The organism is Paenibacillus bouchesdurhonensis (genome assembly GCF_900155685.1).
GTDB classification, from domain to species: domain Bacteria; phylum Bacillota; class Bacilli; order Paenibacillales; family Paenibacillaceae; genus Fontibacillus; species Fontibacillus bouchesdurhonensis.
On sequence record NZ_LT732548.1, the window covers coordinates 1,970,479 to 1,983,982 of the forward strand.

Annotated in this window: 10 protein-coding genes; all 10 read left to right on the plus strand. The window is 50.3% G+C overall.

The window, feature by feature from the left end:
• The first annotated feature begins 2 nt into the window (after nt 1-2).
• Nucleotides 3-350: a ribosome silencing factor gene (gene rsfS, locus CZ379_RS13105; protein WP_110932027.1), complete on the plus strand. Its 348-nt coding sequence runs from the start codon at nt 3-5 to the stop codon at nt 348-350.
• Complete coding sequence (locus CZ379_RS13110; RefSeq protein WP_110932028.1) at nt 347-1,264, plus strand: CvfB family protein; 918 nt, start codon at nt 347-349, stop codon at nt 1,262-1,264. The genes rsfS and CZ379_RS13110 overlap by 4 nt, the downstream gene beginning before the upstream one ends.
• 141 nt (nt 1,265-1,405) lie before the next feature.
• Nucleotides 1,406-2,179, plus strand: a complete 774-nt coding sequence (locus CZ379_RS13115; RefSeq protein ID WP_110932029.1) for a class I SAM-dependent DNA methyltransferase — start codon at nt 1,406-1,408, stop codon at nt 2,177-2,179.
• Nucleotides 2,180-3,541: 1,362 nt separating this feature from the next.
• The gene (locus CZ379_RS13130) at nt 3,542-4,843 is read left to right on the plus strand and encodes an extracellular solute-binding protein (protein WP_110932030.1); all 1,302 of its coding nucleotides are present in this window, start codon (nt 3,542-3,544) and stop codon (nt 4,841-4,843) included.
• 116 nt (nt 4,844-4,959) lie between these two features.
• Nucleotides 4,960-5,859 (plus strand): carbohydrate ABC transporter permease, encoded by a 900-nt coding sequence (locus CZ379_RS13135; protein ID WP_110932031.1) that lies wholly within the window; start codon nt 4,960-4,962, stop codon nt 5,857-5,859.
• Complete coding sequence (locus CZ379_RS13140; RefSeq protein ID WP_110932032.1) at nt 5,856-6,695, plus strand: carbohydrate ABC transporter permease; 840 nt, start codon at nt 5,856-5,858, stop codon at nt 6,693-6,695. The genes CZ379_RS13135 and CZ379_RS13140 overlap by 4 nt, the downstream gene beginning before the upstream one ends.
• Before the next feature lie 127 nt (nt 6,696-6,822).
• Nucleotides 6,823-8,598 (plus strand): family 43 glycosylhydrolase, encoded by a 1,776-nt coding sequence (locus CZ379_RS13145; RefSeq protein ID WP_234404903.1) that lies wholly within the window; start codon nt 6,823-6,825, stop codon nt 8,596-8,598.
• Nucleotides 8,599-8,632: 34 nt separating this feature from the next.
• Complete coding sequence (locus tag CZ379_RS13150; protein ID WP_110932033.1) at nt 8,633-9,946, plus strand: ABC transporter substrate-binding protein; 1,314 nt, start codon at nt 8,633-8,635, stop codon at nt 9,944-9,946.
• 9 nt (nt 9,947-9,955) lie between these two features.
• Nucleotides 9,956-11,788, plus strand: a complete 1,833-nt coding sequence (locus CZ379_RS13155) for a cache domain-containing sensor histidine kinase (protein WP_110932034.1) — start codon at nt 9,956-9,958, stop codon at nt 11,786-11,788.
• A gap of 22 nt (nt 11,789-11,810) precedes the next feature.
• Entirely contained in the window at nt 11,811-13,445 is a 1,635-nt protein-coding gene (locus tag CZ379_RS13160; protein ID WP_199925601.1) for a response regulator, read from the plus strand.
• The last annotated feature ends 59 nt before the right edge of the window (nt 13,446-13,504 follow it).

Below are 13,504 nucleotides of genomic sequence, written 5' to 3' on the forward strand. Positions count from 1 at the left end.
GAATGCCAATTTCACCTAAACAATTGTTAGACCTTGCCGTACAAGCGGCAGATGAGAAAAAAGCAATGGACATCGTGGCGCTAGATTTGAAGGGAATTTCGCTCATTGCGGATTACTTTGTCATTTGTCACGGTAATTCGGATATACAAGTTCAATCCATAGCGACGGAAGTTCGCAAGCAGGTTCAGGAAGCCGGCGTGGACATTAAAGGAATCGAAGGCATGGATACTGCCCGCTGGGTGCTGATGGATCTTGGAGACGTGATTGTGCATATTTTCCATCGGGATGAACGGGAGTACTATAATATAGAGCGGCTTTGGTCAGATGCTAAAGTCGTGGAGACGGTATGAGTCTAATCGCTGGTACTGTCGTATCTTTGTCAATTGACCGTGAGGTGTCGCCTTATGGTTATTTTCTAACGAATGGCATGCAGGATGTGCTGCTGCATTATTCCGAGCTGACCCGTGAAGTGAAGCCCGGAGAGACGGTAGAGGTATTCCTGTTCTATGATACCGAAGACCGTCTAGCTGCAACGATGAAGAAGCCTTATTTAACGTTAGGCGAGCTTGCATTGCTGGAAGTGGCGGATGTTCATCCCCGTCTAGGCTGCTTCCTCGAAATGGGGCTTGGCCGTCAATTGTTGCTGCCGATTCGGGAGCTGCCGGAACTGCGCGAACTACATCCACAGGTGGGCGATACCGTCTACGTTATTATGGAGCATGACAAGCAGGGCCGATTGAAGGCCAAACTTGCCGGGGAGCAGGAGCTGGCTCCAAAAACATTTCATGCCCCGACGACGTGGAACAATGAGTGGACCGATGCTATTGTGTACAAGCCTTTGCAAATGGGCACCTTCGTTATCGTAGAAGGGGGCGTGCTTGGCTTCGGAGTGATCGGCATGATTCACTCTTCGGAACGAAGTCGAATGCTCCGGCTTGGGGAGCGGGTTAAGGTTCGAATCGCCCATATTCGTGAGGACGGGCGAGTCAATTTGTCCATGGCTCCGCGCAAGGAGATTGGGCGGAACGAGGATTCGGAGCGGATTTTGACGTATTTGCAGGAGCGTCCTGGCGGAGGCATGCCTTATTCGGATACGACGCCGCCGGATTTGATCAAGCAGCGGTTCGGGATCAGCAAGTCGGCGTTCAAGCGAGCGCTCGGCAAGCTGATGAAGGAAGGCAAGGTTACCCAGAAGGAAAATTGGACCTATTTGGTGAAGCCGGAATCGGATGAAGTTAGTGAGCGGGGTGCCAAGGGCGAGTAAGTGTAGCAAGCATTCATTTGGATGCAGCGGTATACAGAAATGGAATGGATCAATGTACGATACATTATTGTGAAGTTGCAGTATAGTCATCAATGAGCCAAGTAGCATCATTCAGTGGGTTGCAGAAAGTCAGGTGACAGCGTGTTATCTTATCGTAAATTTGCCTATGTGTATGACGAGTTGATGGAAGACATGCCTTACCCGGAGTGGCTTCGTTTTGCGCGAACTGCCTGGGAACGATTAGGCATGCCGCGAACGGTGGTCGAGCTCGGCTGCGGCACAGGGAGCATCACGATACCTCTAGTGAATTCAGGGTTTGAAGTGACAGGCATCGACCTGTCAGCGGATATGCTTGCTGTCGCCCGGCGCAAAATGGGGGGAACCTCGCAGGGCGTGCGATTGTTCCGCGAGGGCAGCGTTCGGTGGGTGCAGCAGGATATGAGAGATTGGGAGGTGCCGGAGCCGGTAGACTCCGTTATATCCTTTTGCGATTGTCTCAACTACCTGTTGGAGAAAGACGATATCATTCGAACGTTCCAAAGAACGTATAATGGGCTTAAACCCGGAGGAACCTTTTTGTTTGATGTTCATCATCCAAATACATTAAGACGTTATGATGAAGAACAGCCGTTCATTTACGACGAGCGTTCGGTATCCTATATTTGGACTTGCGAGCGCGATGCGGCAAGGGACGAAATTCAGCATTATTTATCCATCTTCGCCCGGGAGGAAGGCAGCGGCCCTGACATGTACCGGCGGTTTGAAGAGACGCATATTCAGCGGGCCTACGACCCGGTATGGATGAAGAGTGAACTGCTTCGCTGCGGCTTTCGGGAGGTTACGATCTATGCCGACTTCGAATGGGTTGAGGCGGTTGATGATGCCGCCCGTTTGTTCTATGTGGCTGTGAAATGACGATATGATGCGGAACCAGCCATACAGCAAATCATAAACAGGCCACCCCTAGGGATCCCTTTGGGGGCCTGTTTTAGTTTGTCAGTTAGATAAGTTGAACTATTGAATTCATGGTGGGGCAAGTACGAAAGATGTTTCTACGGTCACTGTTGCTCCTAGATTTTTAGGATTATGAAGATTCATAAAAGGTAAAAATCCAGTCACAAAGGCGACCACTACCGCATGCTCTCGCTGCAGCTTTCTTTCAGTTTCTTTGGAGTCATTTTCTACTTTGCCTACATCTGCATCCCATTCTTTAATTCCTCTTATATAGAAAAGTCTTAATGGTCGTGAGCGACGCTAAAATGATCTAATGGTTGCCAGCGAAGCTATTTGGGTAAAAATGAGGTTTGCAAAATGTAACGGTTGCCAGCGACGCTATTTCCTGTTTTTTCGTACGCAGAGGGGCTGTTTCGCCCAATTAAGCGCGCATACAACCGTTAGATAAGAAACCTGCGTTTTTTGGGTCGATTAAGCGCGAGGACAACCGTTAGCATAGCACTTGTGCGGGCAGGTCGCGTTCGTCCAAGGCTACCCCGTTGGTCAAGTATTGCTACCCCATTCAAGTACTGGTTTTTAGGTTAAGCCGGAAATCCTCCAGCTAGGTTCTCGTTATTCATAAACCGATGTTTTATATCGACATAATAGTAGGTCAAAAACAAAAAGGTCAACCGACGAGATGACTCCACGCTCGAAGGAACAAAACGAAGAGATAAAAAAACGATTAAGATTAAGTAAAAGACAGCCACGCCAAAAGGCCACAGCCGGGTAAAACCCTCCGACATGTTCATTGAAGTTGTGCCGGTTGTAGGAGCTTGGCATGATGAATAAGTGTGTTATCTAACACGCTGACGATTTTGCCGTTTGGGTAATGAGCAATCACCTTCTGAAGAAAGCACAAAAAAGTCTCTGCTGTGTATAGGGGCTTGTTATTCCGTGAGCATCTGCAATATCTCGTCTTGGTAACTTCGGGCATTTGCGGTCACTATTACTGGCTGATGTTCGCTTTATGGTTGAGTTTACGACGGATTTCTTAATTGTACTAGTATTTTGAACTATAGGCGCTTCTAGATCCATGAGATTCTCATGATTTAGAGGCGCCTTTGGCATTCCTAAAAAATTGACCCTACCACCTAAAGATATGACATGTTTTTGGTTTCCAATCCCCGATAAGATGAAATCAAGCAAGAGATTGAACATTTTGCATCAATAGCGCCAGAGCGACAACAGCTTTGGAGCACCAAGTGCAGCACCAGCATCCAGAGTATCAAGCAACAAGCATTGCAAGAAACAGGCAACTAAGACATTTAGGGGGTTAACAAGATGGGGAAAAAATTAAGAAAACCGGCAGCGCTGCTATTGTCACTATTTCTGGTTATCGGGCTTGCGGCTTGTGGCGGTAAGGATTCCAGCGGCGGAGGGAATTCTGCTGCGGTGAATGGCGGCGGGGAAGCTTCAGGCGGAAAAAGCCAGGCGAAAACCGATATTTTGTTCTGGAGTCCATTCTCTGGAGCGGACGGCCCGTTCATGAAGAAGATCGTAGATAAATATAACTCTTCTCAAGATCAATACAAGGTCAATTTCGTTATTCAACCGAACGGAGAGTACTACAAGCAGCTTGACGTTGCGCTCAGTACAGCGAAAGAACGTCCGGATCTCATGATCATGCACGTGGATAATGTACCGACTTACGTAGATAAAGATCAGTTGCAGCCGCTGGACGATATCGCTACTACTGCAGGAATCAGCAAAGGGGATTTCGCCGAAGCGCCGGTCGAATATTCTACGATCGATGGTAAATGGTATACCATACCTCTCGATATTCACCCGGTCATTATGTATTACAACAAAGATTTGTTTGAAAAAGCAGGCATAAGTGCCCCTCCAACCAATCGTGCTGAGTTTGAGGATGCTGTCGCTAAATTAACAGATAAAGACAATGGCGTGTATGGCTATGTGCTTCCTACGCTGTGGCCGCAGCAGTTCATTTTCCCATCCCTAGTATGGCAAAATGGCGGCGAGCTGTGGGATGGCAGTGACGTAGCCTACAATTCACCTGAAGCCGTAGAGATGGTGTCCTGGATGCGAAGCCTCGTTGATCAAGGTTATTCCCCGGGCAATGTTCAGCAGGATGGAGAAAACACCTTGTTCCTGCAAGGAAAAAACGCGATTCAATTCAACGGGCCTTGGATGAAATCGCAGTTTGATGAAGCAGGTTTGAATTATGGCGTGGCTTCAATTCCACAAATCGGAAATGTTAAAGCAGCAGCTTATGCCGGCTCTCATGGCTTCGTAATTCCTAAGGCATTAAGCGATGAGGCCAAGCTGGCAGGCATCGGCGACTTCTTGAAATATGTAGCAGATAACTCGATTGAATGGGCGGAATCCGGTCAAGCGCTAGCTTCCAAGAAAATGGTAGAAAGCGAGGAGTTCCAAAAGCTTGAAGTTCAGAGCAACATTGCCAAGGGCTTTGCGGATGTGCAATTTGCACCGAATGTACTCAACTGGGGAACGATCTCTGAGCCGATTTGGGGTGAACTGAACAATGCGCTGCTAGGCAAGAAAGAACCGCAAAAAGCCATGGACGATGCCGTAGCCAAATCACGGCAGGCCATGAAAAATTAACTACCCGAAGTGAAGTGAATTCAGAAGGAGACGGGAAATAGGCGGCAGCTGCTCTCTCGTCTCCTTCGATTTTCTAGGCAAATGAAGCAATGCCCCAGGGCGGGAGGGATTAATCTATGGTGAAAAGCTGGCACTCAAAATTAACGTCATCTTTGTTCGTGCTGCCGTATTTCATTTGTTTCGCTGCTTTCTTATTGTTTCCGATACTTTATGGCGTGTATATCAGCCTACACAACTTCGAGCTATTATCGCCGGAGCATGATTTTGTGGGCTTGAAGCATTACATCACCATTTTTACGCCGGGCACTTATTTGAACAGCTTGTTCTTTAACGGGCTATGGAACACGATCCAGTTCGTTATTTATTCCGTGCCGCTGTTAATCGTGGTCGGGCTCGGACTTGCAATGCTCCTACAGCATCTTCCGGGAAAAATTCGCGGCTTGTTCCGCACGTTTTATTTTTTGCCGTATGCACTATCCGCGTCGGTCATGTCGGTCATTTGGCTGATGATTTTTGATACCAACTCGGGTTTTTTAAACACCCTGCTGATGAAGCTGAATATTCCGGCGATTCCTTGGCTGACTGACCAGCCGTGGGCCTGGGTGTCGCTGATAACGACAACTTTATGGTGGACGATCGGCTTTAATATGATTATTTTCATTAATGCCTTAAATCAGGTGCCGGAAGATTTCTATGAGGCAGCCTCGCTGGACGGTGCAAATGCCTGGGATAAGTTCATTCACATTACGCTGCCAACTATCAAACCGGTGATGCTATTCGTGATGATCACGTCCACGATCGCTTCGTTTAACGTGTTCGCCCAACCGTTTTTGCTCACCCGCGGCGGCCCGGGAGACAGCACAAAGGTGCTGTTGATCAATGTGCTCGATCAGGCGTTCATTCGCAAGGAAATCGGCTCGGCTTCGGCAATGGCCATCTTAATGGCACTGCTCATTATGATCATATCGATTGTGCAATTCAGAATGACTTACGGTAAGAGGGGGGAAGAGTCATGAGCATGAAACGGATGAAGACGCTGCTGCTGGTTCTTCTTGCTTCGCTCATTGCCGTTGTATTCCTGCTGCCGCTCGTATGGATGATATCGACGTCCTTTAAGAATGATTTTGAAGCGTTGTCCGGCAAAATGAACTTTATTCCGCTTAAGCCGACTTTCGACAACTATATTAAAGGGTTCAGCGGAGAATTGATGAACGTTCCGATCCTGCAATGGATCACGAACTCGCTGATGGTCGGAATCGCGGGAACGGCGATCGTTCTGCTCATCGCTTCTATGGCAGCGTTTGCCTTAGCCAGATTGAAGGATCTTCCACTGCGCAGAACGCTGCTGTCCATGTTTATCGCTTCGCTGATGATTCCCGGCGTACTGACATTTTTGCCGATGTACATGGAATTTAATGCGCTAGGGCTGATCAATACGTACGCTGCGCTTATACTGCCGTACACGGCAGGCGCTTTCGGCGTGTTCTTGCTGTATCAGTTCTTTATTTCCTTTCCGAAGGACATTGAGGAGGCTGCCCGGATCGACGGGGCGAACAAGTGGAAGCTGTATACCCGCATCATGCTGCCGTCCTCGGTATCGATTATGGTGACGCTCCTTATTTTTACGTTTATGGGGATTTACAATGATTTTGTCTGGCCGCTCTATGCAACGACATCACCGGAGATGCGCACCATTACGGCAGGAATCGCCATGATGGCTCAAGGCAGCTATACCCAATCCTACGGCAAGCTGATGGCTATGACCGCAGCAGCTGCTATTCCGGTCGTTATCATTTTCATTCTGGGACAGCGTTCCTTCGTTAAGGCTATTACACAGTCTGCGATCAAGTGATCCAGTAACAAATCAATAGCAGGTCACTAACAAATGAACAGCTCAACCAAGCGCAAATCAGCAAGTCAAAGGATGAAGGAAATAAAGAAACTAAGGTTCGTTTAAAGCTGGTTATGAGGTGAAGTCCATGAGAGACAGCCGATTGCTGCGGAGACGCAGGATGATGTATATGGCGGCCTTGCTCTTAGGCATCGCCGTCATCGTTATAGTAGGAGTGATTACGATGAGAGAGACGGACAGCGGCATGGCGGACGGAAAATACAACGGACGCGGGGGTACGTTCAAAAATCCGCTGATCGAGATGGACACCCCCGATCCTAGCGTTGTATACAAGGATGGATATTATTACATGACGTTCACCCATAACGGAACAGATGTCATGGTCATGAAATCCCGAACGATTGATTTCAAGCAGGCGGAGAAGAAGGTGGTCTGGTACCCGCCGATTGGAACGATGTACTCGGCGAACCTCTGGGCCCCGGAAATCCAATATATCCGCGGAAAATGGTACATTTATTTCGCGGCGGACGACGGACAGAATGAGAATCACCGGATGTACGCGCTGGAAGCGGTCGGTGAAGACCCGCTTGGCGAATACGAATTCAAAGGGCAAATTACGGACGAGACAAATAAGTGGGCCATCGACGGCCTGGCGATGGAGCATGAAGGACAGTTGTATTTCGTCTGGTCTGGCTGGGAAGAGGACGTCAATGTTCGGCAGAACACGTATATTGCGCCGATGAGCGATCCTGTGACGATCAGCGGGCCGAGGGTGCTGCTGTCCTCGCCGGATCAGGAATGGGAAATGGCTGGCGGCCCGCCCTACATTCAGGAAGGTCAAGCGATTCTATACCGGAATGGCCGCGTATTTATCGTGTATTCCGGTGCAGGAAGCTGGACGCCGTTCTACAGTCTTGGCCTGCTGGCGCTGAAAGAGGGCGGCAGCCCGCTTCAGCCGGAGGACTGGGAGAGATCAACTGAGCCGCTCATGACGATGGACGAGACCGCCGGCGTGTATGGCCCGGGGCATAATTCTTTTGTCAAGTCGCCGGACGGCACGGAGGATTGGATCGTCTACCACGGCACGACGAGCCCTACCGACGGCTGGAATAATCGCAAGGCCCGGGCGCAGCGCATCAGCTGGAATGAGCAGGGACTGCCGGAGTTCGGCAAACCGCTGTCCTTGGAGACGGCAATACCGCTGCCGTCGGGATCGGGCGTTATCCGGGCCGAGCATGCTAATCGGGACGGAGACCGTATCAGCTTCGGAAAGGTTGCGGCAGCAGTCCCTGTGGAACTGCCCTTGTTAGTCCATTACAAGAACGAGACGGGCGCCTCTCATACACTTGAGGTGTGGGTGGACGATTTCCAAGCGGGGTCGTTAAAGCTGCCTGCAATCCCCTCGGACAAGGTGGGTTATGCCTACGGACGCATTCGACTAGAAGCGGGAGGCGGCGAGCTGGTTCTGAAGGCGGCTGGGGCCGGCATTACAGATGATATCTTAGGCCAAATCCAAGCGATCGAGCTGACGAGATATGAAGCGGAGGCAGCATCCTCCGGCCTTAAAGATGCGGCAAACACTGATTTGTCCGCCTCCGGCGAGGGTGTGATGAGGCTGACAAGTGAGCGGGGTTCGTCGGTGACCTTCCGGCCGATTCATGTCCCAGAAGCCGGCAAATATCGCTTGATCCTCGGCGTCTCCAATCCCGGGGAAGGGGAGCGAACCCTCGAGTTCAATGTCAATGGCAGCAAAGGAGCGAAGCTGGCAGTTCCAGCAACGGGACGAAATATTTTTACAGAAGTTGTGTTTGAAGGAAAGCTGCGAAGAGGTGATAATGAAATTACAATCAAAGGGGCTTCGGGTGATTTGAGCCTCGATTATATGGACATTATCGCGGATTAGATTGTAACTTTCTGCGTTGTTAGGAGACGTGAATATGAAGAGACATCACTGGAGTAAATACCGCAGCAGAGCAACGATTGGATTTATCTCATGGATCGTACTTTTGCTATTGCTGTCTGGATGTACGGGACAGAACTCGGGAACGGCGCCGATATCGAAGCCTTCTCATGTTGTTCGCTTGGAATACTGGACGCCATTTAGCGGCGGAGATAACCAATTCATGACTCAAATGGTGGAACTATTCAACGAGGAGCATCCTGAAATCCAGGTGATTCAGAAAAATTCGCGTCTTGACGACTACTATTCTCGCTTGAAAACAGCCGTATTGTCCGGCAATGCGCCCGACGTAGCTATCGTCCATTCAACGATTATGCCTCAGTTCGTTCAGAACGGATATGTGGAGAAGCTGACGACGGAGGCTAAAGATATCGGCATCGATTGGAAACGCTTTAATCCGAATATTCTCCGCTCGGTCATGTATGAGGATGAATATTACGGAGTACCGCTTGACACGCATGCTCTGGTCATGTATTACAACAAAAATTGGCTGTCCAAAGCAGGGGTGCTGGATGAGGCGGGAAGGCCGGTGATTCCGAAGGGAGCGGCCGGATTCAAGTCTTTCCTGGAGCAAATTCGACGGACGGTTCCGTCCGATATCGCTCCTCTTGCCCAGCCGAGCACGCGAATCGATTCGGTCTGGTTATGGTGGAGCTTGTATAACCAAATGGTGGATGGCGGGCAGTTCTACAGCGAAGACGGAACGGGGGTCGTGTTCAATAATTCTGCTTCTTTAACGGCACTGAGCTTCGTGAATGACCTGTACAAGGATGAACTGATTCCCCCCGATATCAACGATGCTTTCCAATTATTCTATGACGGAAAAGCGGCGGTGCTGATTACAGGCATGTGGGGAACGGGCGCTTTTGAGAAAACGCAGGGACTTCATTTCGGAGTCATTCCGATGCCGACATTATATGATCATCCCGCGGTGTGGGGAGATTCGCACAGCCTTTCCATTCCCAAGAAACGAGGGATGACGGAAGAGAAGAGAGAGGCGGTTCTGACTTTCGCGAACTGGATCGTAGGGCATGGTGATATGTGGGCCAAGGCAGGGCATGTTCCCAGCATGACCGAGCTCACAAGGTCTGAAGTGTTCAATGAACTCGAATATCGGAGCGATTATGCCGCTACCGCCAACTACGTTGCTTACTGGCCAAGAAACGCCAAACAGTGGAGCATTAACGAACGGATCATCAATGAATTCGAGAGAATGATCTACGGGTACCAAACGCCGGAGGAAGCGCTCGATGCAGCCGTTAAGAAAATCAATGCGGATTTGCGCAAGTGAGGGACAGCTATGATGAGACTACGACGAGCAATACAATGGCTCAGAAATTTGAAGCTGGCACAGAAATTGATCCTCATAAATTCCGTGCTGATCGTGATTCCGCTTGGAGCGCTTGGCGTCTATGCGTTTTCCAGCTTTCGGGGGACGCTTGAAACCAACGTAGGCGAATCCCAGCTGCAGACGATGAAGCAGGTTACGCTCAATATCGACACCTATATGGAGGAATTAAACCGATTGTCGCTGATGCCCTATCAGTATCAGGATATCCTCGATTATTTGGCATCGGAAAGAAAACCCGGCGCATCCCTTGGTTTGGAAGAAATCAGTTTGCTTAATAACTTCGTATCCAAGGTATTTCTGAATGGACGAATCGATATTATGGGCGTTTCGCTTTATGGCTCCAAAGGAGCGTCCTATGTCGTCATGCCGGAGAGCCAATATGTTACGACATATAAGCTGGATGAGGATGCGGAATGGATAAAGGAAGCACAGGGGCAGTTCGGAGAGCCGATCTTTCTGACGACCCATGAGCTGAAGTCTACGAGCGGCTCGGTCTACGAGGTATTTTCCATTGTAAGAGAGCTGCGCAGCTTTGATAGCGGGAAGCCGCTAGGCTATGTCGTGCTTGACGTCGATCCGGCGGTCGTAGGGCAAATTTTGGCACAGGTGCAGCTTGGGCGCAGGGAATCTCTTTATATTACGAATTCAAAAGGGGACCTCGTCATCCGCAAAGGCTCCGTTGTTCCAGAGGTTGACGGCGCGGTTACCCCGTTCCGCGGGGAAGGTGTGACTCATCTGGAGGCGGACGGCGAACGGTTGCTTGTCTCTTATGCCACGTCCGAGCTGACGCAGTGGACGACTGTCGGGGCTGTGCCGGTCTCCGAATTGATGCAGGACAGCCTGCAGGTTCGCAACTCGATTACGATTATGGGAATCATTTGCGTGGGGCTAGCGATGCTATTCTCGGTATTTACGGCATACCGGATTACGCTGCCGATCCGCAAACTGAGCCGTTTGATGAAAAAGGTAGAGAAGGGCCAGCTTGAGGTGGCCTTTCCTGTGAATCAATGGGATGAGGTAGGGCAGCTTGGGAGCGCATTCAATAAAATGGTGTCTCGATTAAGCGAGCTGGGCTACCTGCTCTATGAAACTGAAATTCGGGAGAAGGACGCGCAGATCGCTGCGCTGCAGAGCAAGATCAACCCCCATTTTCTCTACAATACGCTCGGATCGATCAGTATGTATGCCGAACTGGAGGGAAGCAAAGAAATTACAACGATGACGAATAACTTAAGCCGTATTCTGAGGTACTCTTTAAATGCCCACCAGTCAGGGGTCGTTCTGAAAGACGAGATCGAGCATATTCGGCGCTATATGGCGATTCAGAAGCTGCGTTACGATGAGCGGCTGCATTTCAAGCTCGAGATCGCAGCGGAGGCGTTGGACTGCGCCGTCATTCCGCTTATGATTCAGCCGATCGTTGAGAATTCCTTCAAGCATGGGCTGGACAAAGGGATAGGCGAGGGACGGATCTCCCTAACCGGAGAAATTCAAGAAGGGCTGCTAAGGCTGACTGTGGAGGATGACGGAATCGGCTTAACTACTACGCAGCTGGATCATATCCGGCGCCAGCTTGCCTATTCCCGCGATCTCGGCGGGGAGACGGGCAACGGACTTCTCAATGTGCATCGTCGCATTGTGCTTTGTTACGGCGAAAGATACGGCCTTACTATCGATAGTATGCCTTACCAAGGGGTTCGCGTCACCTTGGCGATCCCGGCCAAGCATATGTCAACGAATGAGGAGAATCAGGAATCGGCTGTTTTTCATTCCACATCATGAGCTAGCTAAGGAGGAACATCTTATGCCAAAAATTCTGATCGTCGATGATGAGAAGATATTTCGCAAGGGGCTGCGGGCTATGATTACGTCCTTAGATCCGGAATGGGAGGTCGTAGGCGACGCTTCCGACGGCTATGAGGCTCTGGATCGCGCAGAGGTGCTGCAGCCCGATGTTATATTAACCGATATCCGCATGCCGCGGATGGACGGCATTGCATTGCAGCGGGTCGTGAAGGAGCGGTTCCCGCAGATAGAATGTGTTGTAGTCAGCGGATATGAAGATTTTACTTATGCGCTCCAGTCGATGAGATACGGGGCCAAGGATTATTTAATGAAGCCGGTAGAGCGGAGCGAGCTGGGGCGGATTCTTGGCAAGCTGAAGGAGGAGACGGCTAAGCGGGGAAGCTCTTCGGCGGCGAGGTTTGATCGGGAGGAGAACGAGCTTATCCGCCGACATGTCAGCGAGTCCGTTATTGCGGGATTGATGCGGGGGAAGGTACAGCAGCATCATGTGGATTTGCTGCGCAAGATCGGCGTTGATTTCGATCAGCCTTATTATTGCTGTTTATTGATTAAGCTCGACAAGGGCTCCATAGGCTCAGAGCGGTATTTAAAGGCCGATCCCTCGTTGTTCCAGCTCTATATCCGCCAGTTCGTGCAGGAAATGGTCAACAGACGGATGAAGGGCTACAGCCTTGTCCTCTCTGATTCCGAGGTCGCAGCCATCGTCAATTTGAACAGCAATGACAGCCTTGAATTGATTGAACTGGCCGAGTCGATTCGTCGACAGATTACCTCATTATCGAATCTCACCGTAACGATCGGTGTCGGCCGGATGGCCGAAGGGGTCAACTCGATCTCGGACTCTTACCGGGATGCCGAAATCAGCCTGCTATACCGTTTGATCGTTGGGGGCGACAAGGTGCTTCATTATGATGCGATCCGCCGGGATCATGATTTATATCTTGAAGTCGATACCGAGTCCTGGGGAGAGATGGAGCGTGCCGTTCTGGAAGGACGGGCGGAGGAAGCCGCCAGACACGTGGAATCGGAGATCGGCAGATTGTGCCGGCAAGCGACGAGCCCTGAACTCATTTACCAGAAAATATGCAAGCTGCTCATCCATTTCTACGAAGCGGCCGAGAAGCTGAATTTGACTAAGGCATGGCTGAGCGAGCGCGATATTCGCAGCCTCATATTCGATGTGTGCTCGATAACGTCAAGCGAAGAGCTGATGATCGAATGCCGTATGTTGCTGACGGGGCTGGCTGGCTGTATCGCCGAGTCCAGGCTCGAAATCGAGCATGATCCGGTGGATCAGGCGCTGCAGTATTTGGATTCTAACTTCCATAAGCCAATTACATTGAACGAGGTAGCGGGGCAGGTGCATTTAAATCCGGCTTACTTCAGCTCATTGTTCAAGCAGCGTACAGGCACTACCTTCGTAGAACGATTGACGGCGATTCGGATTGAAGAGGCGAAGCGGCGGCTTATGGATACCGACGATATTATTGCGGCCATCGCCGAGGAGACCGGATTTCCGAATTTGCGACATTTTTACCGCGTGTTCAAGCGGGAGGCTAAGCTTTCCCCGAAGGATTACCGCCGGAGATTCCGCACTGGAATGCCGGATCAGCAATGCAGCGATCACGGATGACTGTATGGATTCTGGCATGACGCGATGAATATAACTTAAACTAACAGGAGGAATGAGTC